The sequence below is a fragment of the Campylobacter corcagiensis genome (assembly GCF_013201645.1).
Taxonomy (GTDB): Bacteria; Campylobacterota; Campylobacteria; order Campylobacterales; family Campylobacteraceae; genus Campylobacter_B; species Campylobacter_B corcagiensis.
Genome location: NZ_CP053842.1, coordinates 643,150 through 667,516, shown reverse-complemented (window position 1 = coordinate 667,516; position 24,367 = coordinate 643,150). Strand labels below are relative to the sequence as shown.

Annotated in this window: 27 protein-coding genes, 1 tRNA gene, 2 rRNA genes and 1 pseudogene; 25 read left to right on the top strand and 6 right to left on the bottom strand. The window is 33.0% G+C overall.

Annotation, left to right across the window (positions count from 1 at the left end; all coding sequences use genetic code 11):
• Positions 1-318 precede the first annotated feature (318 nt).
• From CCORG_RS03555 to CCORG_RS08925, 25 genes are all read left to right on the top strand, one after another.
• Entirely contained in the window at positions 319-1,050 is a 732-nt protein-coding gene (locus CCORG_RS03555) for a phage protease (protein WP_025803619.1), read from the top strand.
• Positions 1,050-1,904, top strand: a complete 855-nt coding sequence (locus CCORG_RS03550; protein ID WP_025803620.1) for a Mu-like prophage major head subunit gpT family protein — start codon at positions 1,050-1,052, stop codon at positions 1,902-1,904. The genes CCORG_RS03555 and CCORG_RS03550 overlap by 1 nt, the downstream gene beginning before the upstream one ends.
• 38 nt (positions 1,905-1,942) lie before the next feature.
• Positions 1,943-2,242: a hypothetical protein gene (locus CCORG_RS03545; RefSeq protein WP_025803621.1), complete on the top strand. Its 300-nt coding sequence runs from the start codon at positions 1,943-1,945 to the stop codon at positions 2,240-2,242.
• A 1-nt stretch (position 2,243) separates the two neighbouring features.
• Positions 2,244-2,594, top strand: a complete 351-nt coding sequence (locus CCORG_RS03540; protein WP_034971686.1) for a hypothetical protein — start codon at positions 2,244-2,246, stop codon at positions 2,592-2,594.
• 179 nt (positions 2,595-2,773) lie between these two features.
• The gene (locus CCORG_RS03535) at positions 2,774-3,193 is read left to right on the top strand and encodes a DUF5675 family protein (RefSeq protein WP_025803623.1); all 420 of its coding nucleotides are present in this window, start codon (positions 2,774-2,776) and stop codon (positions 3,191-3,193) included.
• Positions 3,193-3,528, top strand: a complete 336-nt coding sequence (locus tag CCORG_RS03530) for a hypothetical protein (RefSeq protein WP_081755099.1) — start codon at positions 3,193-3,195, stop codon at positions 3,526-3,528. The genes CCORG_RS03535 and CCORG_RS03530 overlap by 1 nt, the downstream gene beginning before the upstream one ends.
• Complete coding sequence (locus tag CCORG_RS03525; protein WP_034971690.1) at positions 3,494-3,721, top strand: hypothetical protein; 228 nt, start codon at positions 3,494-3,496, stop codon at positions 3,719-3,721. The genes CCORG_RS03530 and CCORG_RS03525 overlap by 35 nt, the downstream gene beginning before the upstream one ends.
• Positions 3,714-3,998 (top strand): F0F1 ATP synthase subunit B family protein, encoded by a 285-nt coding sequence (locus CCORG_RS03520; protein ID WP_025803626.1) that lies wholly within the window; start codon positions 3,714-3,716, stop codon positions 3,996-3,998. The genes CCORG_RS03525 and CCORG_RS03520 overlap by 8 nt, the downstream gene beginning before the upstream one ends.
• A gap of 227 nt (positions 3,999-4,225) precedes the next feature.
• Positions 4,226-5,143 carry a hypothetical protein gene (locus tag CCORG_RS03515; protein WP_025803627.1) on the top strand — a complete coding sequence of 306 codons (918 nt, stop codon included), beginning with the start codon at positions 4,226-4,228 and terminating at the stop codon, positions 5,141-5,143.
• On the top strand, positions 5,143-5,508 hold the full coding sequence (locus tag CCORG_RS03510; RefSeq protein WP_025803628.1) for a hypothetical protein: 366 nt from the start codon (positions 5,143-5,145) through the stop codon (positions 5,506-5,508). Before CCORG_RS03515 ends, CCORG_RS03510 begins: the two co-directional genes overlap by 1 nt.
• 325 nt (positions 5,509-5,833) lie before the next feature.
• Complete coding sequence (locus CCORG_RS03505; RefSeq protein WP_025803629.1) at positions 5,834-6,331, top strand: hypothetical protein; 498 nt, start codon at positions 5,834-5,836, stop codon at positions 6,329-6,331.
• Between the two features lie 20 nt (positions 6,332-6,351).
• Positions 6,352-6,627 (top strand): hypothetical protein, encoded by a 276-nt coding sequence (locus CCORG_RS03500; protein ID WP_152534269.1) that lies wholly within the window; start codon positions 6,352-6,354, stop codon positions 6,625-6,627.
• 1 nt (position 6,628) lies between these two features.
• On the top strand, positions 6,629-6,943 hold the full coding sequence (locus CCORG_RS03495) for a hypothetical protein (RefSeq protein ID WP_025803631.1): 315 nt from the start codon (positions 6,629-6,631) through the stop codon (positions 6,941-6,943).
• Positions 6,936-9,254 (top strand): tape measure protein, encoded by a 2,319-nt coding sequence (locus tag CCORG_RS03490; RefSeq protein WP_025803632.1) that lies wholly within the window; start codon positions 6,936-6,938, stop codon positions 9,252-9,254. Before CCORG_RS03495 ends, CCORG_RS03490 begins: the two co-directional genes overlap by 8 nt.
• A gap of 227 nt (positions 9,255-9,481) precedes the next feature.
• A complete protein-coding gene (locus CCORG_RS03485) occupies positions 9,482-10,651 on the top strand; it encodes a hypothetical protein (protein ID WP_025803633.1) in 1,170 nt (389 codons plus the stop codon).
• A gap of 3 nt (positions 10,652-10,654) precedes the next feature.
• A complete protein-coding gene (locus CCORG_RS03480; RefSeq protein ID WP_025803634.1) occupies positions 10,655-11,728 on the top strand; it encodes a hypothetical protein in 1,074 nt (357 codons plus the stop codon).
• The gene (locus CCORG_RS03475; RefSeq protein ID WP_081755098.1) at positions 11,725-12,732 is read left to right on the top strand and encodes a hypothetical protein; all 1,008 of its coding nucleotides are present in this window, start codon (positions 11,725-11,727) and stop codon (positions 12,730-12,732) included. Before CCORG_RS03480 ends, CCORG_RS03475 begins: the two co-directional genes overlap by 4 nt.
• The gene (locus CCORG_RS03470) at positions 12,729-13,289 is read left to right on the top strand and encodes a hypothetical protein (RefSeq protein WP_025803636.1); all 561 of its coding nucleotides are present in this window, start codon (positions 12,729-12,731) and stop codon (positions 13,287-13,289) included. The genes CCORG_RS03475 and CCORG_RS03470 overlap by 4 nt, the downstream gene beginning before the upstream one ends.
• Positions 13,282-14,028, top strand: a complete 747-nt coding sequence (locus tag CCORG_RS03465) for a phage BR0599 family protein (protein WP_025803637.1) — start codon at positions 13,282-13,284, stop codon at positions 14,026-14,028. Before CCORG_RS03470 ends, CCORG_RS03465 begins: the two co-directional genes overlap by 8 nt.
• Positions 14,029-14,089: 61 nt before the next feature.
• Positions 14,090-14,314 carry a hypothetical protein gene (locus CCORG_RS03460; RefSeq protein ID WP_025803638.1) on the top strand — a complete coding sequence of 75 codons (225 nt, stop codon included), beginning with the start codon at positions 14,090-14,092 and terminating at the stop codon, positions 14,312-14,314.
• Between the two features lies 1 nt (position 14,315).
• Positions 14,316-16,367 carry a phage tail protein gene (locus CCORG_RS03455; RefSeq protein ID WP_025803639.1) on the top strand — a complete coding sequence of 684 codons (2,052 nt, stop codon included), beginning with the start codon at positions 14,316-14,318 and terminating at the stop codon, positions 16,365-16,367.
• 110 nt (positions 16,368-16,477) lie between these two features.
• Complete coding sequence (locus CCORG_RS03450) at positions 16,478-17,281, top strand: DNA adenine methylase (RefSeq protein ID WP_025803640.1); 804 nt, start codon at positions 16,478-16,480, stop codon at positions 17,279-17,281.
• A 393-nt stretch (positions 17,282-17,674) separates the two neighbouring features.
• Positions 17,675-18,049, top strand: coding sequence for a hypothetical protein (locus CCORG_RS08930; RefSeq protein WP_232088129.1), 375 nt, complete (start codon positions 17,675-17,677; stop codon positions 18,047-18,049).
• Positions 18,050-18,075: 26 nt separating this feature from the next.
• On the top strand, positions 18,076-18,171 hold the full coding sequence (locus CCORG_RS09085) for a S24/S26 family peptidase (protein WP_265092852.1): 96 nt from the start codon (positions 18,076-18,078) through the stop codon (positions 18,169-18,171).
• Complete coding sequence (locus tag CCORG_RS08925; RefSeq protein WP_265092853.1) at positions 18,168-18,332, top strand: LexA family transcriptional regulator; 165 nt, start codon at positions 18,168-18,170, stop codon at positions 18,330-18,332. Before CCORG_RS09085 ends, CCORG_RS08925 begins: the two co-directional genes overlap by 4 nt.
• On the opposite strand, the gene CCORG_RS03440 is transcribed toward CCORG_RS08925, so the two are convergent.
• The 6 genes and pseudogenes from CCORG_RS03440 to CCORG_RS03420 form a co-directional block, all read right to left on the bottom strand.
• Positions 18,329-18,634: a ComEA family DNA-binding protein gene (locus CCORG_RS03440; protein WP_172658546.1), complete on the bottom strand. Its 306-nt coding sequence runs from the start codon at positions 18,632-18,634 to the stop codon at positions 18,329-18,331. The two genes, CCORG_RS08925 and CCORG_RS03440, sit on opposite strands and share 4 nt — an antisense overlap.
• 431 nt (positions 18,635-19,065) lie before the next feature.
• Positions 19,066-19,275, bottom strand: a pseudogene (locus CCORG_RS09125) (hypothetical protein); the annotation flags it as partial.
• A 157-nt stretch (positions 19,276-19,432) separates the two neighbouring features.
• Positions 19,433-19,609 carry a hypothetical protein gene (locus tag CCORG_RS03435; RefSeq protein WP_172658545.1) on the bottom strand — a complete coding sequence of 59 codons (177 nt, stop codon included), beginning with the start codon at positions 19,607-19,609 and terminating at the stop codon, positions 19,433-19,435.
• Between the two features lie 547 nt (positions 19,610-20,156).
• A 5S ribosomal RNA gene (gene rrf, locus CCORG_RS03430) occupies positions 20,157-20,274 on the bottom strand.
• A gap of 327 nt (positions 20,275-20,601) precedes the next feature.
• Positions 20,602-23,495: ribosomal RNA gene (locus CCORG_RS03425) — 23S ribosomal RNA — on the bottom strand.
• A gap of 655 nt (positions 23,496-24,150) precedes the next feature.
• Positions 24,151-24,226 (bottom strand) — tRNA-Ala (locus CCORG_RS03420).
• Between the last annotated feature and the right edge of the window lie 141 nt (positions 24,227-24,367).

Sequence of the window (24,367 nt, the reverse complement as noted above, 5' to 3'; positions counted from 1 at the left end):
TATTTTTACTAAAAACCTTTTGCCTAGACGCCTACTTTATCCTAAGTTATTACTTTGCATAATCCGTTCTTTGCAATACCCTTTTAAAACACTTTTAAGCTGTTTAAAATCGTTTAAAACTTTTAACTTAACTCAATGGTCGCTTTTAAGATAAATTGCTTTTAAAAGCTAAAATTTTTAATTTTTCACATTTTAGAGTAAAAAATGAGATTTTTCACTCCAAATGCTTACATTTGCTAAATATAGACACTTAGAGTGAAGTTATTTTAAAAAATCTATAAAATGGCAGAGTTTTAAAAGTTTAGGAAAGGATTAGTTTTGCAAAAGAGTGTTATTCAAAAACCTTTAAGTCTAAATTTCAAAGAAAACGAACTTATAAAAGTAAGTCCTATTGGAGAGGTTGTTGGGCTTGATGGTAGAAAATTTAAAATCAGCGGTGAAAGCTTAGTTGAAAATATCCAAAAAAATGCCCTTGATATAGTTTTAGATGAAAATCATAGCTTTGGAGGTGCGGTTGGTTGGTTTGATAAAAATAGCTTTGAATTAAAAAGTGATGGAATTTATGCAAAGCTAGAACTAAATAAAAAAGGCAAAGAGCTTATTGAAAATAGAGTTTATAAGTATTTAAGCCCTGTATATGATGTAAGTGGAGGCAGTGTGGTAGCCCTTGATAGCGTTGGGTTAGTTAATAGACCAAATTTATTAAATAATGCATTAAATCATAAAGGAGAAAAAGTGGATATTAAAGATAGCAATGAGTATAAGGCTTTAGAAAAAGAGCTAAATGAGGTAAAAGCTTTAAATGAAGCTTTTAAAAAAGAGCTTGATGAGTTAAAACAAAGCAGTAAGGCTGATGAAAATAAAGATGAAGATGATAAATTAGAGCTTAATTCTAGGCTTGAAAAGATAGAAAAAAGCTTAGATGCGATGAGTTCTATTTTTGGCAAAAAAGATCTTGAAAAAAATGAAAAACAAACCCTTAGCGATGAAGAGAGAAAAATAGCCTTGATGCTAGGGCTAAGTGATGATGAATACAAAGGAGCAAAATAATGGCACATTTTGAAGAGACAGCAATTGGCTTTAAAGCTATATTTCAAAAAACATTTAATGATGTAAAAAGCGAAGCTGATACCTTAGCTATGAGAGTTAATAGCAATAACTTAAGTGAAAAGTATGTTTGGCTTGGAAACTTTCCGATGATGAAAGAGTGGGTTGGCGATAGAGATATCAAAAAGTTTAAAGACTATGGATATACCTTAGAAAACCAGCCATTTGAAGCAACTGTAACAGTTCCAAATAATCATTTAGAGTATGATAAAGTTGGTCTATATAAACCAGCCATTGAACAGATGGCATTTAATGCTAAAAAATTTGGAGCAAAACTGGTAGCTGATATTTTACTAACTGGAGAGAGTAGTAAGTGCTATGATGGACTATCTTTTTTTAATGATGCACACAAAATAGGAAATGATACTTATGCAAATTTAGGCACAGGTGTTTTAAATAGTGAAAACTTAATAGCTGCGCAAGCCTTTATGATGAGTATAAAAGGCGATAGTGGGCAAAGTTTAGGCGTAATGCCATCGCACTTAGTTTGTGGTCCAAAAAACCTAGCAAATGCCATAAAAACAATTGAAAAAGATCTTTTAGTAGGTGGAGAGACAAATCCAACTTATAAAAGATATGAGCTTTTAGTGATGCCTGAGATAACTGATAGTAGCTGGTATTTGATGGATCTTAGTAAGCCAGTTAAACCTTTTGTTTTACAGGTTGCAAAGGACGGTGTTTTTGAAGCAAGTAATGATCACCACTTTATGAAAGATGCAGCACTATTTGGGTGTAAAAGCTTTATGAATGCTGGGTATGCGCTTTGGCAGTTAGCTTATAAATCAAGTGGGGCTTAAGATGCATTATAGTGTAGAGTTATTTAAGGGGCAAAAAGATGGAACAAGAATTGATGATAAGAGCCAAACAGAGCCTTTACAATCCAGAAGAGATAACAGAACAAATGGTGGAAATAGCACTAAAGGAAGCAAAGGAGCTAACACAAAACAAGCCCCTACCAGAGCCGATGATAATGGATCTAGCGATGTTTCGCTTAAAGCTTCTACTAAAGATTGAGCCAACGGAGCTTGATCTAATACTGATGAAAGAGGCTTTAAAGATGGCTGAAAAGATAGAGGGTGAAAGTGGTGAGCTAATAACACAAACAATATATGGAATAAGAAAAAGTGAGTTTTGAAATGAAAACATTAAAAGATGCATATTTGGCTTTAAAAAAAATAGTTCCAAACTCAATAGATATAAGCAATGCTAGTCCTCAAGGTGGGGTATATCTACTTTTTAAAGGACTTAATCAAATCAATATAAATGTTGATTTAGTTAGTTTCATCATCTTAATTCAAGCTAAAAGCTTAAATGACGATAACTTTAGTGCTTTATCTTTAGTAGATAGTATTAGGCGTGAGTTTATAAAACATGACTTTTTATTGGCTGACACAGGAGATATAAGCGCCCAGTTTAAAGGATTTAATGGGATGCTTTATAGCTATGAAATGAGTGTTAGTTTTAAAATTTTTAGAGATGATATTTAAGATTTAAAATAGTAACGGATTTAAAATAATTTTTCCCTTAGCCACTCGCTTACATACAGGAAGTATGCTCGCTTCGTGGCAGGAAAAAATTATCTTAACTACGCTGAATTTTGAAAATCTATAGCGTGGGCTTGATAGCTTAGGATAAAGCAAAGATTTAGAAGTTTAAAAGGATAGTGATGAAAAAAATGGTAATAAGAAGAGATAAAGAAGTAGCCGATGCAACCTTAGGGGCGTTTTCTTTGTTTGATGAAAATGGGGGTGAGATACTAACAGGCTGGACGCTTGAACCAGCTGGACCTGATGAAGTAAAGCCAAATTTAGATAGACGAATACCAGAGGGCAAGTATAATGCCGTTTGGAGTTATAGTCCAAGATTCAAGAAAAAACTACCACTTCTATCAAATGAGCTAGTTAGTAAAGATAGAAGGATTTTAATCCACACAGGCAACTATGGTCGTGATACAACTGGGTGCGTGATAGTAGGCGATGGTTTAGGAAAAAATGGCGTATTTAACTCTATAAAAAAATTTAAAGAGTTAGTGGAGTATCTTAAATTTGAAGATTTTATAGTAGAAATTGATAATGTGAGCGTATGATGAGAGTAATAAGCTTTATACTTAAATACAAAAATGCTTTAAACATTGTAGGTGTGATTTTAAGTATAGTTTATCTAGTTTATTTAATGCTTCAAATTTCAGTTAAAGATAGTGAAATAAAAGAGCTTAAATTTGATCTAGCAACTGCTAGATTTGAGCTTTTTAGATGCGATAAAAGCCTAGAGTTGCAAAACGAAGCTATAAAAAGACTTGAAATTAAAGGCGAACTAAAAGAGCCAAAAAGCGTAGAAAAGATTAAAAAAATCTATGTAAAAGACAAAAGCTGTCAAGGGGAACTAAATGCATATAAAAGTTTATTTAATACTAGTGATTAGCTTTATCTTGACTGGTTGTGCCAGTAAAGAAAAAGTGATTTATAAAGACATTTTAATTCCTACAAAATGTGACGCTAAAATGCCTTTAAAACCAGCTAATAATGGCGATTTTGAAAGTCATAAAGCAAAAATGATTTATTACATGGAGTGTGAGAATACTTTAAAATTTTGCCTAGGAATAAAAGATGATTGATGAAAAAATAATTAACAGTGGAAGCGATTTTATAAGCAGAAGCGATAGCTGGGGCGTTACAGGGGTGACTGTGTTTTTTGTTTTAGTTATGGTTGGGGTGCTAGTATTTTTTGCTGTTTATGTTGTAAAAAACATCTCAAAAGTGGTAGAAAACAACACAGATGCACTAAATAAAAACCTTGATAAAACAGATAGAGAATTTGATGAAGTTAAACATAAACAAAACGAAATTCACGCCGATGTAAAGGAAATTTTACATAACACAAAAAAAAGCTAAGTTGCTAGAAATAGCTAAAAAAGTTAGAGAATTTTAAAAATAACTTAGGATAAAGTAAGCGTTTAGCAAGTAATTTGCTAACAAAATACTCCAAACAGAAGGTGTGTATTTATGAAAATCATGTCTGCCACGAAGCGAGTTATCGTCTGATAATGAGCGAGTGGCTAAGGGTGGGATTTTTATAAAGGTGTGGCTAAATGGGGAGTTAATTAAAAAAAGGAGAGATAATGGCAAGAGTTTTAGCAAGAACTGGTCTTAAAGTGGGAATCGAAAGCGTTAGTGGAACTTACAAAGAACCAACGCAAGTTTTAAAAGTAAGTTCAAATATCCAGCCAAAGGTAAGTTTTGATGAAGTTGAAATTCCAAATTTTGGCTTTTTTGGTGGTGCAAAGGATGTTGTTACAATTGCTGATTGGGGGCAAATGGAGATAGAGGCTACAACTTGCCTTTATAAAGATATCAATTTTTATGATAATTTGTTTTTGATGTGTAATTTAAAAAAAGAAGAAGATACAACTAAAAAAACAATAACCTACACCCCTGATACTCACTCAGCTGTAACAGGAAGTGTTGATCTAATACTGCCTGATAGAAAATATAAAGGAAAAGGTGCAAAAAGCTCTTTTAGTATCAGTGGTAAGGTTGGAGATAAATTAGAGATGAAATTTAGCATCAAGGCTGCATATGATGGAGAGGTAGTTGGTGATCAAACAATAAGCGATATTAAAGCTGGAGAGGCTTTGCTGATACGCCGATTAGGGGCTATGACTTTAAATGGGGTAGATATTAACTTAAGTGAGTTTAGTTTTGAGATGGGTAATGTGATAAATTATGAGAAATTTACCAATATCGGTGAGTTTCATATGAGTGATTATGAGCCAAAACTAACTTTAAAAATGCGTCTTGAACATGGTGGCGAGAGTGGATTTAGAGAGTTTGCAAGTGGTGGGGTTATGAAATTTGAGGCTGTTTTTAAAGATGCAAATAATAAAGATATCTTTAAGCTTACAATTCCAAGAGCAAAAATATCAAAAACACCTGAGTTTGAAGATATGGATGGTATCTATGTGATAGAAAGAGAGTTTTTAGCACTTAGTGATAAGGGTGATGATAATTTTAGTTTAGTTTATTATAAGGATGTCTAATGGCAAGATTAAGCAATGGACTTGAAACAATGGAACTTGGCGTAACTAGTTGGAGAATCATAATAAATGATAATTTTAAAATGCTTTATACAAAAGGTGAAGTTGATAATTTATTAAAAGAGTATCAATCAGTTACTAAGCTAAATGAGACTTTAAAAGAGTATGCAAAGGTAAGTGAGTTAAAATCATTAGCTAATGGAGATAAAACAAAGGATTTTATGGTTAAAAATATTGATATAGCTGGGGTTTTAAAGTTAAGTAAAACAGATGTGCCATATAGCCAACCACCCAATAAGCCAAGTGGATATTTTAAGGTTAATTTAGATGGGAAAGAAGTGGCAATTGCGTATTATGATATAAATTAAGATTTAAAATAATAACGGATTTAAAATAATTCTTCCCTTAGCCACTCGCTCATTATCAGACGATAAATCGCATCGTGGCAGGAAAAAATTATCTTAACTACGCTGAATTTTGAAAATCTATGGCGTAGCAGATAGCCAAAAAAGTGGTTAGAAATAACTTAAATGTTAGAAAGGAAAGCAATAACTTAGGATAAAGTAGGCAGTATTTGTAAAAAGCGTAGCGTGGCAAATGAGACGCACTCCTTGTGCGTCGCTAGTAGCAGACACGCTTAAGCTTTTTGCAAAGGTTGTCAAAGTTTAGAAGTTTAAAAAAAGGATTAAAAAGATGATAAAAACAAGGTATAGCATAAATTTTATTGTTGATGATGAAAGCTTTAATATCGAAGTAAAAGACCCTAGTCTAAAAGAGAAAAAAGAGTTAGAAGATATGACTTTAAAAAGCCGTGAGGCATTAGATGAGTTTAATAGTATGAATGCTAAAAAACAAACTCTACTTAGCCAAATAGAATATAAAAAAGAGCTTATTAGGGTAAATAAAGAGCTATTAAAACAAAGTCCTAATAAATTTGAGCTTTTAAGTGAAAATAAGACCATTTTAAAAGAGATCGCAGATTTAGATGCAAAGCTTAAAAGCCTAAAAGATATAAATTTAGAAAAAATAAATGATGAGTTGGAGAGTGTTTTAGAGTATAAAAACAACCTTTTAATAAGTGGGGATGATAAAGAGAGGCTACTTTCTGCCCTAAAAGAAAAAGGTATAAGTAACCAAAAATTTTGGGAAATTTTAGGCTTAGAAGTGGCAAAAGAGATGGAAAAAAAGTAGCTAAGCTTTGTAAGTTTGTATTGCAATTTTTAAAAAACAAAGAATTTGCAAACTATAAAGATGAAAATCAAAAGGCATATTTACAAAGCGTAGGAGTTGTATTTTTAGATGATGAGTTTGAGATTAGGATTTGTGAGCTGTTTTTTAATGCATTAGAAAACAAAGATATGGGTGTAGGACTAAATTTTAACTATGCGAAGTGTTACGCTAAAAAATTTGGTCTTGATATAGTTGAAATTTGGGGTGTTTTAAATAGGCTTTTAAATGTGGTTAATAGCAGTTTAAATAGGGGTTAAAATGAACTATCTTTTACATAAATCTAAAACAAATAGAGCTAAAAAAGGCAATATTATAATAGCAATACTTAAAGTTTGGGTGCTAAATTTTATAGGACTATCAGGTAAAATTGCGTTTAAAACCACTCCTAAAATTAGTAAAAATGGGATAAAAAGCAAACTTCCAATAATCTTTAAAACAAAAGATCTGCTCTTTAAAAGTAGTATTGAGACTATAAAAATAGCTATCATCCCACCAAATAAACCAAAATTTGGAACTAGTATCATAATCTCTCCTTTAGTTTTATTATACCAAAAAAGATTGCAATATGAGTAAAGATCTAAGTATAAAAATATCAGTTGATAGTAAAGATGCTACTTCAAATGTTGATAAATTAAGCAAGGGCTTTGAGAATTTAAAACAAAAGGTAGATTTTGGAGCCCACCTTGCACAACTTAGTGCTGGACTTGCAACGCTTGGAGCAAAATTTACATCTTTAGTAGGCAAATCACTTGAACTTGCGGATAATTTTAGTATGCTAAAAGCAAGGGTTAATTTAGTAAGTGCTTCAAATGATGAGTTTATAGCATCTATGCAGACTCTTTTTAGCATCTCTCAAAACACAGCTTCATCTTTTGAAAGCACAGCTGGGCTTTATACTTCACTAAAAACAGCAACTTCAAACTTAAGTGTTTCACAGCGTGAGCTTTTAGATGTTACAAAAACTATAAACCAGACTTTGCTAATAAGTGGAGCAAGTGCTAGTTCAAGTAGTGCTGCACTAATTCAACTCTCTCAAGCTTTTGCAAGTGGAGTTTTAAGGGGTGATGAGCTTAACTCAGTACTTGAACAAAGCCCAAGACTTGCTAGAGCAATAGCCGAGGGCTTAGGAGTTAGTGTTGGGGCTTTAAGAGAGCTTGGTGCTGAGGGTAAGCTTAGTGCAGATGAAGTATTTAACGCTTTAAAAAATCAAGGCGAAGTAATAGATAGTGAGTTTTCAAAGATGCCACTAACTATAGAAAATGCAAGAGTTAAGATACAAAACTCACTTTTAGCAATGGTAGGAGATCTTGATAGTACAAGTGGGGCTAGTAAAGGAGTTGCAAATTCCCTTAATTTAATAAGTGTGTGGATAGATAATAATAGAGCAAATATAGTAGAGTTTGGAAGTGATATTTATAAGAGCTTTGAATTAATTGGAAGTGCTTTGATACTAGTAGTAAATGGCGTTAGAGAAGGCGTCCTTTCTATGAGTGCTGCTGTGGGAGATGGCGTTAATAACGCCTTAAGCTTTGTAACTTCTTTAATAGATAGCGCTACTTCAAAGCTAGAGGGCTTAATAAATGGGATAAATAGCTTTGTGGGCTTAAGTGAAGTTAGTCTAGGCAAGATTGGAGAGGTTAAAATCTTTAATACAGATGCTTTAAAAGATGAATATAGTGAAGTTAAAAAGCAAAATGATATGATTTTTCAAAGCATCAAAGAGCAATTTAATGACATAGCAAAAACTTCATATAATAGTGCTAAAAAGCCCCTAGCTCCAAGCCAGATTAAAAACATTGTTACACCTACAAAACAAAGCACCACGCCAAAAAGAACTATTTCTAAAAAACAAGCCAACCCACAAGTCCAGTATAAAAAAGCACTTGATAAAGCAATAGCTTACTATGATGCTATAGGGGATTTAGAAAATAAAAGATTAAAAGAAAAAGAAAAACAATCACTAAAACTAAAAGAGTTGGGGCTTAATGATTTGCAAATAAGTGAGTATTTTGCAAAAGAGGAAACCAAAATTAAAGATGAGCAAAACTTAGAGCAATTAAAAAGCAAAGAAAGATACTATGAGCTGCTTGGCGAAAAGGTAAAAGCTAGTAACACAAGACTTCAAATTAGGGCTTTAGAAATGCAAAAGGATGGCTTTAGTGGACAGGAGATTTCTAAAGCCTTGTATGGTAATGAAAATAGGAAGCAAAATTACGATAATCTAAACTCAAAAATGGGCTTTGATACTGGAATATCTGGAAGCTTTATGGATAAGATGTTTGCACTTAATGAGTTTTTAGAGACTGAAAAAGCAAGAATAGAGGCTCATTATAGCTCACTTGAAGATTTAAAAGTAAATCACATCGCTAAAGAAAACGAACTTGATAGGATGAATATGGCATATAAAATGGGCATAGCTGGGGCTGGGTTTGATGCTTTGGGAAGTTTGGCGATGCAGTTTTATAAAGCAAGTGATGGTAAAAATAGAGGTGCTTTAAGAGCATATCAAGCGATGATGGTTGGCAAAGCAATTGTAAATACTTACACAGCTGCAACTAATGCTTATGCCTCAGCTGGTAATCCAATTCTTGGTGCTGCAATGGCAGCTATTGCAATAGCAGAGGGTATGGCACAAGTTGCGATGATAAAATCACAAAAATTTCACTTTGGTGGTGGAGTTGGACTAAGAAGTGATGAAGTAAATGCCACACTTCAAACAGGAGAGTATGTTTTAAGTAGGAAAGATGTAGCAAATTTAAAAGATGATCGTGGTACAAGCGGTGGAGTTGTGATAGTAAATACTCTTGATAGGTCTGTGTTTGATCAGTGGGCAAGTAGTAGAGATGGAAAAAGAGTGATTAAAAATGTTATTTCAGATAATTAAGATTTTAAATAGTAACGGATTTAGGAAAGTAATAACTTAGGATAAAGTAGGCAGTGTTTACTAGTTTAAATACTCCAAACAGAAGGTGCGTATTTATGAAAATCACGCCCTGCCACGAAGCGAACATACTCTTTGTATGTGAGCAAGTGGCTAAGGGTGGGATTTTTATAAAGGTGTAGTTAAATGGGGAGTTAAAAAGTTTAGAAGTTTAAAAAAAGGAGTAAAGGATGTATGTAGAGGGAAGTTGTAACGGAATGTTTGAACTACTTGAGGTTATAAAAACAACTGCAATAAGCGTTGGGTGGAAGCTTCAAAAAGAGGTTAGTTTACCTTTTAATAAGGTCTATGATAATGAAAGCTTTATAAATACAAATCCTTTTTTAGTAGATGGATTAGCTACCACAAAAGGAAAAGAAAACTTTATAAATTTGCCTAGAAAGGAAAGCATTAGTGGGATAAATTTTGATGAGGACGCAGAAGTTAGTGTATATGGTGTTTTAGAAGATAACACAGAGGTTTTAATAAAAGATAAAATAAGTTCATCAACTACTTTTGCTCCAAGTGATAAATTTAATAGATATAAGGTTACTTCATCAAAAGATCTTAGTGAGATAAATTTAGTCATTAACTCAGATAAAACACTCCAAAAAGAGATCTATTTGCAAAGCAGTGGCAGTAGTGAAATGGAACAAATTTGTGTTAATTTTAAAGCCTTTTTGGTTCCAAGTGATTATACAAATTTGATGTGTAGTGTGGCTTTAAGCTTTTCAGGAGAGCTAGGTTTTAAAGATCAAGTCGGAGGAGTTATTTCTAATTTAGCTGGACTTGATAGCGAAATAAAGTATTTTTTAAATATTGATAAAAACAAAATTATAGTTGCTATAAGAGTCTATGACCAAAACGATGCATACTTAAAAAGTCCGCTTTATCAAATAGGATATTTTGGGAAATTAAGAATTTATGGTGGAGAGTGGAGCTTTACATCAAATTTTGCTAGTATCGCAGGAAGTTATGACTTACTTACTAGGTTTTCAGATATTAAAAAAAGTTGTTTAGAAAACCCAAAGCTTTCAATAAATCAAAGCGTTGTAACGCCTACTACAAATATAATAAATTGGAGTAAAGACAGCCTTGATATATCGCCTTATCCAAATGGTGAGCTATTTAGCACCCCTGTGTTTTATTATAAAAAAAACACTCAAAACATCACTGGCCAAAACACAGAGGATTATTTTAATGGAGAGATTTATGGAGAACTTGATGGCATAGTTAAGATAGTCGCAACTGCTGGGGTTAATAGTGAGGATTGTATTAGTATTAATGGAAGCGAGTATGTTGTTATTCAAGATGGAAGTGAAAATAGTGCATATAACCTATTTGCCATAAAAAAGGATTAAAATATGATAGTTCAAAGTGGAAAATGTCTTGATCGGTTTGAGTTTTTAACTATTTTTAGTGCTTTTGCATTAAAGTGTGGCTGGAGTATAAATAAACAAAGCAAAACAGAGCTTTATTTAAAAAATAGTTATGGAAATTACTTACAAATTATGCTTGATTATGTAAATGCAAATGGGGCAAATGTTGGATTGTTTGCAGGGGCTTTGAGTTTTGATGAGAGTAAGGGCTTTGAAGACCAACCTGGGTATTCAAGGCTTAATCAGCACAGTGCTTATAAATCGTCCGCCCAAATAACAACAGCTATTTTTTTCAACTATAAAAACAGGGTTGATTATGACATGGAAGGATATACCTTAGTTGGAGATAGTAAGACTTTGTTTTGCAATATGGAGTTACGCCCAAATGCAACATACTCTTTTTTTAGTTCAAATTTAACTAAATTTCATGAGTTTAATGGCGGACATATTATTTTTAGTGATTGTTTTGCTGGATATGGTCCATATGGAAGTTATAGTAGGATGAGTAAAGATGCAAAGTGTATAATTAATCAAAACTTTACACCTTTTGAACTACCTCAATATGAAGATAATAACTCACTATTTAATGTCTTAGTCGGTGGGTATTGGCACACTAATCAATCAGACTCTAAAAACTCTAGTATCTATAATCTAATAACAAAAAGTAGGATTATGACAAATTTGCAAGAGTGGGAAAACTTTTTATCTAATCTAAACCGCCAGTCAAAGACAAATGCTTACTATATCAATAACAAAGACTATATAAAACTAAATGCTCTAAGTGTATATGAGATAGCTAAGGTTATAAAGGATAAAAACACAGGACTTAATGTTGTGGTTGCACCTGAGTTTTTTTATAAAAATGATTTAGAAAAATGGACTCACGCTGGGATTTTAGATGATGTTAGGATAGTTGGATTTACTGGGCTTAAAAACAGAAGCGAACTTCATATGGGAAGTGAGAAATTTATGGTATTTGAACCACACGGAGATTTATATAGTGCTAATAAAGAAGTAGGATATAGAAGAAATAGATTTGGTTTGGCGGTAAGGCTATGATGGTAGGTTTAATTGGTAATTATAAAGTCTTTCCAAACTCTTTAATACTAACTAAAAGTAGTTCTAAAAGTGCTAAAATCACTAAAAAAGCTACCCCTAGTGCTACTAAAAAAGAAAAAATAACTAAAATCTCAACTCTTTGCAAGGCATTTTACCATGACTTAGCAATATGGGCTTATGTAGTTAAAAAAGATGCAAATAGTAAAGATTTTACTAGCCTTAAAAGAGAACTTGACTTTGAGATGATAACAAGTGATAAGGTTTTAAGATTAAGGCTAAGAAATGCTGATATTAAAGCTACAACTCTTGAAAATATTGAAACTACTTCAAGTGGGCTAACTATCACAGGCACAAAAGCTAGTGATATCTATAAACCAAACCAGTGGAGAGAAATTAGCATAATAGCTAGTAGTGTTGGAGATATAGATGCTGGTGGGCTAATAAATTTTATTTTTACAAAACAAGTTATAACTATTTATATAAAAGGAACAAGAGCAGTTGTTTTTAGTTACAAACCAGCTTATAGTTACTCTGAGAGTAAGGTTTATCAAACATCCATTTTTACAGCACAAAACTCAAAAGAGGTTAGAACCTCGCTATCTAAAAGCTATAAGAAAAAAGTTAGCTTTAATGTAATTACAAAAGAGCTTAATAGCGGAGTTGAACAAATTCTTAGTTTTGCTTTACAAAGATATTGTTTAGTGCCATTGTGGAATAGTTTAAGCATAAGTAAAACAAGTGGGACACTAAATATTTTAAGATGCGATACAACTTTAAAGGAGTTTGATAAATACCTAATAGTTTGGAGGGCTTTTAACGATTTTGAGTTTGCAAAGATACTAAATTTAGATGATGATAAAATCACAATAGATAAGCAAATTTCAATTAATAGTGGGGATTATATAGTGCCACTTTTAAAAACAACTCCTGCTAAAAGTATAAATTATGATTTTTTAACAAGTGAGGTAAAGAGCTATAAATTAGAATTTTTGGAGTTAAAATGAGATATTTAGATAAAGATATTTGGTTTAAAGCCCCTTTAATAAAGCCAAAAATAACGATTTCTAACGACTACTCATTAGTTGGTAAAAATGTGCAGACTAAATTTAGCCTAACACCTACTTTAAGAGTTATATCACATAACTATTTTGTGCATGACTTAAAAGAACTAAGAGAGTTTGAGGCATTTTTTGATAAGCATAAAGCAAGGTTAAAAGATTTTTTTATCCCAAGCCATACAAAAGATCTCACTGCTTTAAAATCCCCAAAAGGAAATAACTATTTTTCATCAAAAAACTCAAATAAAGCTTTTTGGATATACGCTCAAACAAGACACTTGATGTTTAATAGGCGTTTTATTACTCAAATTTTAGATGTTAAATTAAAAGAAAATAGTGAAGTTGTTGTTTTAAAAGATGCTTTAGAGTTTGATGTAGATGAAAATACCTTAATAGAAGAGTTAATCCATGTTAGATTTAACAAAGATGAGATAGAGTTTATAAAAAATAATTCAGTAGGTTTTAGAGTAAGCTTAGACTTTAAGGAGGTATTTTATGAGTGAGTTGTTTGAGTTTATTTTAGAAAATGAAGTTACTTATTATTCATCCAAAGATAGTGATTTTACTCTAAATAATAATATTTACAAAGCAGCTAGTATCTATACAAAAGAGTTGTCAAAAGATAGTTTAAATGATGATGCGGTAATTATAGCTAGTAAGGATATTTATCCTATAAATTTATTTAAATTTTTTAATCCTAGTGTAAATGTTTATGTAAGAATCTTAGATGAAAAAGGCTTACAGCAATTTGTAGGACGCATAAAAGATGTGGAGTTTAGTTTAAATGACAGCACTGCATCTTTACGCCTTGCAACTCTTGGTGGGCTTATGAAAAGCAAAATTCCAACTAGAACATATAGTAGGAACTGCTCTTTTGAGTGCTTTGATAAAAACTGCTCTTTAAATAAAGATGATTTTAAAATCACTATTTTAGGAAGCGAGTGTGAGATAGCAAAAGATTTTATGAGTATAAAATCAAGCCTTATAGAAAAAAAGCCAGTTGGTTATTTTACAGGTGGATATGCTGAGTTTAACCGTCAAAGAAGCTATATAACAAAATCTAGCAAGGATACAATTTTTCTGATGTTTCCACTAGGGAATTTGGATAAATCAAGTGTGATAAATTGCTACGCTGGGTGTGATAAGCTTTTATCAACTTGTAAAAATAAGTTTAATAATGGTGTAAGTTTTGGTGGGTTTGCTTTTGTTCCAAGTAAAAACCCAATAACAGATGGATATTAAAAAAGATTTAAAAAGATTTTAAATATGTAAATCTTTAGAAGTTTAAAAAAGGAGAAAGATTATGTTTTATGCTATTATTGCAGCAATTACCGCTGTAGCCTTAGTTGCTGTTTATTTGATGATGCCAACACCAACTATGGATAATGCATCATCTGCTGGACTAGATGATTTTAATTACCCAACAAATGATAATGGTAGGGTTGTGCCTGAAGTTTTTGGGACTTGCCATATAAGGGGTAATGTAATATGGTATGGAGATCTAAGAAGTTCTGAGATAAGGAGTTAAAATGGGTAAAGGTGGAGGTGGTGGCTCTCAAGTCATCGGATATGCTTATTTTTTAGGCTTAGCATACGCACTATGTTCAAAAGTAGATGAGCTTTTAGAGTTTCGTTTAAATGGTGATACGGCTGCAAAACCAAATTTAAAAGGTTGTGGAAGTTTTGAGGCTATAACAGGCAAAGAACAACCAACTCATGGAAGTGGAAATTCTAAATCAAGAGTTTATTTTTATGATGGAACTCAAAACACTTCTGATAGCTATTTAACAAAGCAAACAGGAGAAAACATCGCATATAAAAATACCGCTTACTTTGTAATAAATGGCTTTATTGGGGATAATGTTAGAAGTGCTCCAAACTACTCAGCTGTAGTTAAAAGAACAAATCTTACTGGTTGGAACTATGTAGGTGTAAGTGATGAGATAAATGGTGATGCTAATCCAGCATCTGTTTTATGGTATATGCTTACAAAACTTATCGGTCTTGATGAAAAAGTGCTTGATAAAGACTCATTTTTAGAGGCAAATAAAACACTTTTAAATGAGGGTCTTGGGATAAGCTTTATTATGAGTAAGCCACAAGAGGCAAAAGAGTGGGTGCAAGAAATATTAAGAACAATTGACGGGGCTTTATGTATAAATCCAGCAACAGGAAGATTAACTCTTAGACTTTTAAGGGATGATTATGATCAAAAAAACTTAAAGCTCATCAATGAAAGCAATATGAATAATCTAAAATTTAAAAGAAAGGCTTGGGATGAGACATACTCAAGAGTAACTGTTAAATATACCAGCAGGGGTAGTTTTTCAGCCGCTAGTGTGAGTGCCATAAACTCAGCTACAAGGCAAACTCTAGGATTTGAAAGAGCTTATAGTGTTGAATATATGAGCATAAGCAGTGCAGCAAATGCAAATAAAGTCTTAACTAGACTTATGAGAAAGCTAAGCTATCCTTTGGCAAATTTAAGATTTGATTTAAGCTCTTATGAGTTTAAAAACCTTATGGTTGGGGATGTGCTACTTTTTTCTAATAGTGCTTTAGGCGTAATTGATATGCCAATTAGAATACTAAATTTAGGAAGTGATAAAGAAGGAAGTATCAGTGTTGAGGCGTGTGAGGATGTATTTGCCTTAAAAAATATCACAATTACAAGCGTTCAAGAAGACCTATATAAGCCAATTGATTTAAGAATTGATGAGCTAGAATATTTTAGTGCGGTTGAAAGCACCGTAGAAATGGGTGATGAAATGGGAGTTTTACCAGTTGTGGCAAAGCCAGGTGGGTTTGTGCAAAAAATAAGAGTAAGAGATGGCTTAAGTGGAAAAAGCGTTGATGTAAAGCCTTTTAGTGTTGCAAGGCTTAGCCAGAACTTCGAGATATCTCCTGAAATGGGTGATGAGATTAGCTTTTTAGTAGATGAGATCACGCCTTTATGGAAAGTATCAGCTACTAGGGCTGGGTGGCAAAGGATAAAATTTACTTGCTTAATAGATAATGAGTTTATAAATTTCCAGCATAGAGAGGATTTAGGTGATGGAAAATGGCGTGTTAAGACCTTAATGCGTGGGCTTAGTGGAACAAAGATATCAAGGCATTTAAAAGGGGCTTTAGTTTGGTTTGCTCCAGTTGATGCAAATGATCTTATAACCTTACCGCTAGTTGCTCCAAATACAACGCTATTTTTTGAGGCTTCAAACTTTGCTGTTAAAAGTGAAATTAAAAAGCTTGAGTTTAGCCATTCTCAAAACGCAAAAAAACCTTATCCTATATCAAATTTAAAAGCCCTTAGAGACGGCAAAAAAGTAGTTTTAGAGTGGAAAAACCGTGTTAGATTACATGGTGCAAACTACAGAAATGCTGATAATATCATAGCAGGAGTTGATGAGGGTTTAAATGAAAACAGGGTGATAATTAAATGGTTTGTTAATGAAAAAGAGTTTGTTTTTGAGACAAAAGGTGAAAGATTTGAAGCAGAGGTGCCACTTAGAACTACATTTTATCTATGGCAAATGGCGTATAAAGGTGGCTTTTTAAGCGATTGCGAGCAAATAACGGCGTAAGATATATTAAAACTTAAGGGGGCAAGACCCCCACTTCTTCATCATGCAAGAAAATTATAACTCGTATTTTATAGTTTTCTTAAAAAATTATTTTTAATAAGGAGTTTTCTATGAGTAATTATAGTATTACTTCTTCTTCATGCATAAACAAGGCGAGTAAAACTACTCTAAAAGCCCCATTTGGCTGGATAGGTGGCAAGAGTCGTTTAGCTAGGGATATTGTAACTTTGATGCCAAATCATACTAGCTATATAGAGGTATTTGGTGGTGCGTTATCTGTATTTTATGCAAAAGAAAAAAGCAAAATTGAAATTATAAACGATATCAATAGTGAGCTTATAAATTTGCATAGGGTTATAAAATCTAATCCACAAAGTTTAGCCATCGAGCTTAACTCTATGCTAAAAAGCAGAGAGATTTTTGAAGATATTAAATTTAAAAGAGTTAAACCTAAAAATAATATACAAAAAGCAGCGTTTTATTTTTATCTAATAAGCCTAAGCTTTGGTTCTAAAAAAGAGCACTTTGCAATGTGCAAGAAAAATAGAAGCGCTAAAAATATTTATAGAGATTTTAATGCCTACTCAAAACGATTAAAACATGCAGTAATTGAGAATTTAAGCTATGAAAAACTCATAAAAGAGCATGATTACAAAGATGCCTTATTTTATTTAGACCCACCATATGCAGGAACAGAAAGCTATTATAAAACAGGCTTTAATATAAATAACCATAAAAATTTAGCTGATATTTTAAAAAAAATTAGTGGTAAATTTATGCTAAGCTATAATGATTGTGAAGTAGTTAGAGATCTATACAAGAACTTTAATATCAAGGAGTTAAAAACAACTTACAGTCTAAACGCAAACTCTAAAAATAGAACTACAAGTGAGCTTTTAATAATGAATTTTTAAAAAGAATTTAAAGGGTGATTAATCACCCTTTAATAATCAAGGTTTATTTTACCATGTTTTAGATATATGGTTTTATCTTTTAAAGTTCCAATCACGTAATAAAAAACCTGAGTACCACTGCTTGAATTTCTTATATAGCCTATTTTATCCCCTATTATGACGGCTGTATCATCATAAACCTCTTCTGCTATAAAAAGCCTTTTTATAGTTTCAATACATTTTTTTTTAAACTTATATATATCATCTTTTCTCCTTTTTAATATAAGATCATTATAACTCTACGAAGCTCTGCTTTGGCTGTGTGTAGGCTATTTTTATTATAAAAAATACTATTTATACTTTTTTTATTTAAATATGGTAAATTTTACATTACATTTTATAAAGGATTAGAATATGACAATGGATGAAATAAATGAAAGGCTTAAAGATATAATCTCAAATAAGCCCAAATTTAGGGGCAAAATCGTAAAAGATAAAGATGTGGCAACTACTTTAGGGCTTGATCCAAACAACTACGCACAGCTTAAATTTAGAAATTCACCACCATATAAAGATATAATGGACTTTTTAGCAAAAGAGGACATTTCTATTAATTTATTCTTTTATGGCGTGGAGGCTGGAGATAATCAGAGTTTTAAAACTCTAAGAATGTTTGATATAAATGCCTCTTTGGGCGGTGGAGCTAATAATAGTGATGAAGAGTTTGAAGAGGTGGTTATGAGTGATAAGATTTTAGAGCGTAGAATGTTAAATATCTTGGAAAAATAGACATCATAACGGCAATTGGCGAGAGCATGGAGCCATATATAATGGACGGCGATAGCTGTTTTATAGCAGTAGGGGCTGAATTTAAAGATGGTGAGATTTATGCTGTAAATACACTCTTATGATAAAGGAGTGCTATAAGCAAGATAATGAACTTTTTTTAGTGTCTTACAACCCTACATACACACCAGTAAGATATCTTATATATGAGTGTAAAATCGTTGGTATGTTTGTTGGAATTATAAGAGGTAGAGGGAAGTTAAAAGTTACTATAAAGCATCTTTAATCATAAAATTTAAAGTCTTTTTTTGCATTTAAAATGGGAAATTTTGCTGCTAAGCTTAAGCGTTTAAAATTGAAAATTCCCATTTTATATACAAATCCGTCCCATTTTAAATGCGAGAATACATTTTTAATGTCTTCAGGCTTATCAAATTTATTTTTCTCTCTATATTCAATTATAGCCTTAGCTTTACCCTCACCTATACCTTTTAAAGTCATAAGCTCCTCTTTTGATGCTGTATTTATATTAACAGCTCCAAATAACATTGAAAAACTAAATACTAAAAATAGTAGTAACTTTTTCATAAATTCTCCTTAAAATTAAATAAATTTTATTCTATTAAAGGATACTTAATATATTGTAAATTAGTTTAATTTAATTGTTAAATTATTTTTATAGAAATTCTTAATTTATTAAAAGATGAATTTAGAGAGCTTAAAAATGATAAATTTTACAATGCTATAAAAGGGGGTTTCAAAAATCTAAAAAATAGATGAAAGTAAATTAATGAAATTTTAGATTTTTAGTATTGACAGCTAACTTGTACTATTTATAGTATTTTTTATATATTAGATTCTATGATGTATGCCAATAAAAATAAGAGTCTATACTAACAATCCTTTCTTTTTGAATAAATTTATAAATATATTATGCCAATAATCCTTTTTCTATTTAAATTCAGACTCTTTTTTAATTTTTACTATGCTACTAGTAAACGTAATTCAAAATTTACTTATACACCATTAAATTTAGTAAGTCTTTTTTGTAAAACTCCAAAAACTAAGGGCACTATTTATATATCTCATGTAAATTTATTTTTACCGTGATTAACTCTAAAATGTTTATCATATACTATATCTACTAGTCCATCATAACCACTCCAACCATCAAGTATAAATAATACTTTTAGAATCATTTTGCGTCTTATAATACCTTTTAACGTGGAATGATACTATTTAAGTATTTACTTTACTATCTTAAAAATACTTTTCCTTCTGCTTGAAGTTATGAGTTTTAGAGAGGTAAAAAGTAGCTTTTATCTAGCTATATATATTTGTTTCATAAGTATTATAATGCCAGTTTAGAGCCACAAATAATATCCCTCAAAGATACATAATGGCATTTACCACATTCCCCTTATCAGGAAAATTCCTAAAAGAGCTTGATGATATAGCATAAAAACCATCATCTTTACCATAATCAGCCATATCTTGAATAAATCTACTAACTCCATTTAAATCTTGGATTGTATCTGTAAATAAAACTACCCTATCACCCATAACAGCTCCTAAAATTTAAAAAATTATAGCATATTATTATTTTAATATGGATACTAAAATTTAAAGGTGGTGTTAAATTCCAAGTACTACAAAAGCAAATTTAACCACTAAAATAAAGTTAAAGTAGTTTTTTGAGTTAAAAGATTTATAAGTATTGATTTAAAATAATAATACCAGTTAGTTCATATTGGTATTGAATTAAATTCTTAACTTCCTAGATAGGATTTAAAAACTTAAAAAACAGTATTAAACCAACAAAGATTTACAAGTATTAATTTAAAGCGGTAAAAGCTATAAGATTTATTCTACTAGGCTATACACCAAATTTACTTAATTATCCTAATATATTAAAGCAAATTTAAACTATCATAAGATTTAAAAATAGTATAGCTTTATAAACTTATATAAGTTAAAATAGCTTAATTCTACAAACAAACATTCTCTATAAGACTTGTTACAACTAGTAAATAGGTAAGATTATATTTTATTATGTTATTTTTATTAAGGGGTGTTGGTTTTAATGAATTTTAGTAATGTATAATAACGAAGTCCGCAAAGACCTACTTTCCCACATCTCAGTAAGAGAGAGTATCATCAGCGATGAGTTGCTTAGCTTCTTGGTTCGGGATGGGTCAAGGCGTTTCCAACTCTCTATAATCACGGACAATCGTTAAATTAAAGATCTAAGATATAAACTCTACAGTCTAAAAATAAAACTGTAGTCAAATCTCTAATTTAACGATTGGAGTTGTTAAAAGTCAAAAGTTTTATTTTATAAAACTATTTTACTTTGGATAAAGATTTATCCTTAACAAGGAAGTAATGCTTAAAACTATATGATATTTATAATCTCATAATAGCTATTTTTTTAACTATTTTTGATTTTAGGCTAGGAAGGTGAGTAAAATACAAGGGAGCTACCTTATAGGTAGTGACCACAGTGTTTTACGAAACCTGACAACACATAAAACAAAAAGAGTAAAAAATAAAAATAAGATAAGCAAACGAGCTATTAGTACTGGTCAGCTAAATGACTTACATCACTTACACACCCAGCCTATCAAACTAGTAGTCTACTAGAGCTCTTAAAAGAAGATTAATCTTGGAGTTGGCTTCGAGCTTAGATGCTTTCAGCTCTTATCACATCCCAACTTAGCTACTCTGCGATGCTCTTGGCAGAACAACAGATACACCAGTGGTTGGTTCAACCCGGTCCTCTCGTACTAGGGTCAACTCTCCTCAATCTTCTTACGCCCACGGCAGATAGGGACCGAACTGTCTCACGACGTTCTGAACCCAGCTCGCGTACCGCTTTAAATGGCGAACAGCCATACCCTTGGGACCTGCTCCAGCCCCAGGATGCGATGAGCCGACATCGAGGTGCCAAACCTCCCCGTCGATGTGAGCTCTTGGGGGAGATCAGCCTGTTATCCCCGGGGTACCTTTTATCCTTTGAGCGATGGCCCTTCCACACAGAACCACCGGATCACTAAGACCGACTTTCGTCTCTGCTTGGCTTGTTGGCCTCGCAGTTAAGCTAGTTTATGCCTTTATACTCTACAAACGATTTCCAACCGTTTTGAACTAACCTTTGTAAGCCTCCGTTATTATTTGGGAGGCGACCGCCCCAGTCAAACTACCCACCAGACATTGTCCTACATATGGATAACATATGCTAGTTAGCTACCCGAATAAAGAAGAGTGGTATCTCAACAATGGCTCATAATAAACTGGCGTCTATTAATCAAAGCCTCCCACCTATCCTGCACATCTTTATCCAAGTAGCAGTGTCAAGCTATAGTAAAGGTCCACGGGGTCTTTCCGTCTTGCCGCGGGTAGGAGGAATTTTCACCTCCACTACAATTTCACTGGATCCCTCTTTGAGACAGCTCCCATCTCGTTACGCCATTCATGCAGGTCGGTATTTAACCGACAAGGAATTTCGCTACCTTAGGACCGTTATAGTTACGGCCGCCGTTTACTCGGGCTTCGATCAAGAGCTTCGCTAATGCTAACCCCATCAATTAACCTTCGAGCACCGGGCAGGCGTCACACCCTATACATCCACTTACGTGTTAGCAGAGTGCTGTGTTTTTGGTAAACAGTCGGGAGGGACTCTTTGTTGTAACCTCTAGGGCTTGCACCCTGGTAGGCACACCTTATACCGAAGATACGGTGCTATTTTGCAGAGTTCCTTAAAGAGAGTTCTTCCACGCGCCTTAGAATACTCATCCCACCCACCTGTGTCGGTTTACGGTACGGGCAATTATTACTAAACTTAGAAACTTTTCTTGGCTCGACAGTATCATGGGTTCTTCTCGCTCTCCGAAGAGTTTGAAAAGCCTTTAAAGTTTCGGATAAAGAGTTACGGATTTGCCTATAACTCAACCTACACTCTTAGACTAACTATTCCATCAGTTAGCCCCACTAACTCTAAGCGTCCTTCCATCGCACATAATAATTGGTATTGGAATATTAACCAATTTTCCATCGCATACCCCTTTCGGACTTTGCTTAGGACCCGACTAACCCTACGATGACGAGCATCGCGTAGGAAACCTTGGGTTTTCGGCGATCAGGATTCTCACCTGATTTAACGCTACTCATGCCTGCATGCTCACTTGTATTTGCTCCAACGCTCCTTACCGGTACATCTTCAACGCTAAATACAACGCTCTCCTACCACTTAGTAAAACTAAGTCTACGACTTCGGTACTTATTTTAGCCCCGTTATATTTTCCGCGCAAAATCACTAGACCAGTGAGCTATTACGCTATCTTTAAAGGATGGCTGCTTCTAAGCCAACCTCCTGGTTGTTTAAGTAACTTCACATCGTTTTCCACTTAAATAAGATTTTGGGACCTTAGTCGGTAGTCTGGGTTGTTCCCCTCTTGACGACGGATTTTATCACTCGCCGCCTGACTGCTATGATTACACTATAGGTATTCGGAGTTTGATAGGGTTTGGTACATTGGTGTATGCCCTAGCCCATTCAGTGCTCTACCCCCTATAGTTACTACATAACGCTATACCTCAATATATTTCGGAGAGAACCAGCTATCACGAAGTTTGATTGGCCTTTCACCCCTATCCACAAGTCATCCCAAGACTTTTCAACGTCAGCGGGTTCGGTCCTCCGCCGGCTCTTACACCGGTTTCAACCTGCTCATGGATAGATCACTTCGTTTCGGGTCTGCAATATCTGACTAAACGCCCTATTAAGACTTGCTTTCGCTACGGCTCCGGATTTCCTTAACCTTGCCAGATATCACAACTCGCAGGCTCATTATGCAAAAGGCAGTCCATCACACGTCATAAAGAATCGTGCTCTGAATGATTGTAAGCCAATGGTTTCAGGTTCTATTTCACTCCGCTCACCGCGGTTCTTTTCACCTTTCCCTCACGGTACTTGTACACTATCGGTTTGGTAGTAGTATTTAGGGTTGGAAAGTGGTCTTCCCAGCTTCAAACAAGGTTTCACGTGCCTCGTTCTACTCAGGATACTGCTAAGTAAAAAAGAGTTTTCATATACGGGAGTATCACCCTCTATGCTTAAACTTTCCAGATTATTCTATTAACTCTTTTTAGTCTTTATTGCAGTCCTACAACCCCACTAGTAAACTAGTGGTTTGCCCTATTACGCGTTCGCTCGCCGCTACTAGCGTAATCTCTATTGATTTCTTTTCCTGTGGGTACTAAGATGTTTCAATTCCCCACGTTTGCTCCATAACAATGGTAGTATATATCACTATATACTGGGTTGCCCCATTCGGAAATTCCCAGATCAAAGCTTCTTGACAGCTCCCTGAGACTTATCGCAGTCTAGTACGTCCTTCATCGCCTCTACCAACCAAGGCATCCGCCATTGGCTCTTAGTAGCTTACCTTTTTTAACTTCGCAGAGTAGCAAAGCTACTCTTTGCGACAAGGAGTGTAAACACTCCCTTGACCCACCTAAATCTAAATTAAGGTAGATTTACTATGTCGCTTACGAAGTATTAGAATCATTTTATTATGTTGATATTCTAATTCGCATTACTTCCTTGTTAAAGATAAAGTTAAATTTATAAAGATTTGAAATTTAATGATTTATACTATATAGTTCTTATAGATCATATTATAGTGTATCTATTATTACATAGTATCTTTAAATTATATCTTTATGTTTAAATTTAAAACTACTGAAGTTTTAAATATGCTTTATAATATTTAAACTAACTATTTAAGACGGAAAGAGATTAATGATGATATAAAGATAAGTTTTAACTCTTTATATATCCGTGATTCAATCTTTAACAAATAGATCTTGATAACAGTTAAAATCTATATGTTTGCTTTTATAATAGTTAGATTAAAGCTTTAACAAGTTCCTGTAAAATTGTTTTATTTTATAAAACTTGTTTGTGACTTTTAACAATTGTACTTTAAAGATCGTTTAGGTAAAGACCTAATCTTAAAATTTGGGTAAATTTTAAGATTAAATCTCTACTATTTAGTATTAAACTATAAATTTAAGACAAGCTATTAACTCAATTATTTTAATGGTGGAGAATAACGGGATCGAACCGATGACCTCCTGCGTGCAAGGCAGGCGCTCTCCCAGCTGAGCTAATTCCCCATCTTTATATATTTTTTTACATTTACAATACAGATATATCTTAATTTCATAAATGCTACTGGTTTAGTATTTATATCTATTTTTTAAGAAATTAGACAATAACCTTAGTCAACCTTTAAAATCTAAATAAGCTTTCAATTG

What these genes read in the sequence shown, in the direction of transcription:
- CCORG_RS03550 (WP_025803620.1), top strand. Translation starts at nt 1,050, where the DNA reads ATGGCACATTTTGAAGAGACAGCAATTGGCTTTAAAGCTATATTTCAA.
- CCORG_RS03545 (WP_025803621.1), top strand. Translation starts at nt 1,943, where the DNA reads ATGGAACAAGAATTGATGATAAGAGCCAAACAGAGCCTTTACAATCCA.
- CCORG_RS03540 (WP_034971686.1), top strand. Translation starts at nt 2,244, where the DNA reads ATGAAAACATTAAAAGATGCATATTTGGCTTTAAAAAAAATAGTTCCA.
- CCORG_RS03535 (WP_025803623.1), top strand. Translation starts at nt 2,774, where the DNA reads ATGAAAAAAATGGTAATAAGAAGAGATAAAGAAGTAGCCGATGCAACC.
- CCORG_RS03530 (WP_081755099.1), top strand. Translation starts at nt 3,193, where the DNA reads ATGAGAGTAATAAGCTTTATACTTAAATACAAAAATGCTTTAAACATT.
- CCORG_RS03525 (WP_034971690.1), top strand. Translation starts at nt 3,494, where the DNA reads ATGCATATAAAAGTTTATTTAATACTAGTGATTAGCTTTATCTTGACT.
- CCORG_RS03520 (WP_025803626.1), top strand. Translation starts at nt 3,714, where the DNA reads ATGATTGATGAAAAAATAATTAACAGTGGAAGCGATTTTATAAGCAGA.
- CCORG_RS03515 (WP_025803627.1), top strand. Translation starts at nt 4,226, where the DNA reads ATGGCAAGAGTTTTAGCAAGAACTGGTCTTAAAGTGGGAATCGAAAGC.
- CCORG_RS03510 (WP_025803628.1), top strand. Translation starts at nt 5,143, where the DNA reads ATGGCAAGATTAAGCAATGGACTTGAAACAATGGAACTTGGCGTAACT.
- CCORG_RS03505 (WP_025803629.1), top strand. Translation starts at nt 5,834, where the DNA reads ATGATAAAAACAAGGTATAGCATAAATTTTATTGTTGATGATGAAAGC.
- CCORG_RS03495 (WP_025803631.1), top strand. Translation starts at nt 6,629, where the DNA reads ATGAACTATCTTTTACATAAATCTAAAACAAATAGAGCTAAAAAAGGC.
- CCORG_RS03490 (WP_025803632.1), top strand. Translation starts at nt 6,936, where the DNA reads ATGAGTAAAGATCTAAGTATAAAAATATCAGTTGATAGTAAAGATGCT.
- CCORG_RS03485 (WP_025803633.1), top strand. Translation starts at nt 9,482, where the DNA reads ATGTATGTAGAGGGAAGTTGTAACGGAATGTTTGAACTACTTGAGGTT.
- CCORG_RS03480 (WP_025803634.1), top strand. Translation starts at nt 10,655, where the DNA reads ATGATAGTTCAAAGTGGAAAATGTCTTGATCGGTTTGAGTTTTTAACT.
- CCORG_RS03475 (WP_081755098.1), top strand. Translation starts at nt 11,725, where the DNA reads ATGATGGTAGGTTTAATTGGTAATTATAAAGTCTTTCCAAACTCTTTA.
- CCORG_RS03470 (WP_025803636.1), top strand. Translation starts at nt 12,729, where the DNA reads ATGAGATATTTAGATAAAGATATTTGGTTTAAAGCCCCTTTAATAAAG.
- CCORG_RS03465 (WP_025803637.1), top strand. Translation starts at nt 13,282, where the DNA reads ATGAGTGAGTTGTTTGAGTTTATTTTAGAAAATGAAGTTACTTATTAT.
- CCORG_RS03460 (WP_025803638.1), top strand. Translation starts at nt 14,090, where the DNA reads ATGTTTTATGCTATTATTGCAGCAATTACCGCTGTAGCCTTAGTTGCT.
- CCORG_RS03455 (WP_025803639.1), top strand. Translation starts at nt 14,316, where the DNA reads ATGGGTAAAGGTGGAGGTGGTGGCTCTCAAGTCATCGGATATGCTTAT.
- CCORG_RS03450 (WP_025803640.1), top strand. Translation starts at nt 16,478, where the DNA reads ATGAGTAATTATAGTATTACTTCTTCTTCATGCATAAACAAGGCGAGT.
- CCORG_RS08930 (WP_232088129.1), top strand. Translation starts at nt 17,675, where the DNA reads ATGACAATGGATGAAATAAATGAAAGGCTTAAAGATATAATCTCAAAT.
- CCORG_RS09085 (WP_265092852.1), top strand. Translation starts at nt 18,076, where the DNA reads ATGGAGCCATATATAATGGACGGCGATAGCTGTTTTATAGCAGTAGGG.
- CCORG_RS08925 (WP_265092853.1), top strand. Translation starts at nt 18,168, where the DNA reads ATGATAAAGGAGTGCTATAAGCAAGATAATGAACTTTTTTTAGTGTCT.
- CCORG_RS03440 (WP_172658546.1), bottom strand. Translation starts at nt 18,634, where the DNA reads ATGAAAAAGTTACTACTATTTTTAGTATTTAGTTTTTCAATGTTATTT.
- CCORG_RS03435 (WP_172658545.1), bottom strand. Translation starts at nt 19,609, where the DNA reads ATGGGTGATAGGGTAGTTTTATTTACAGATACAATCCAAGATTTAAAT.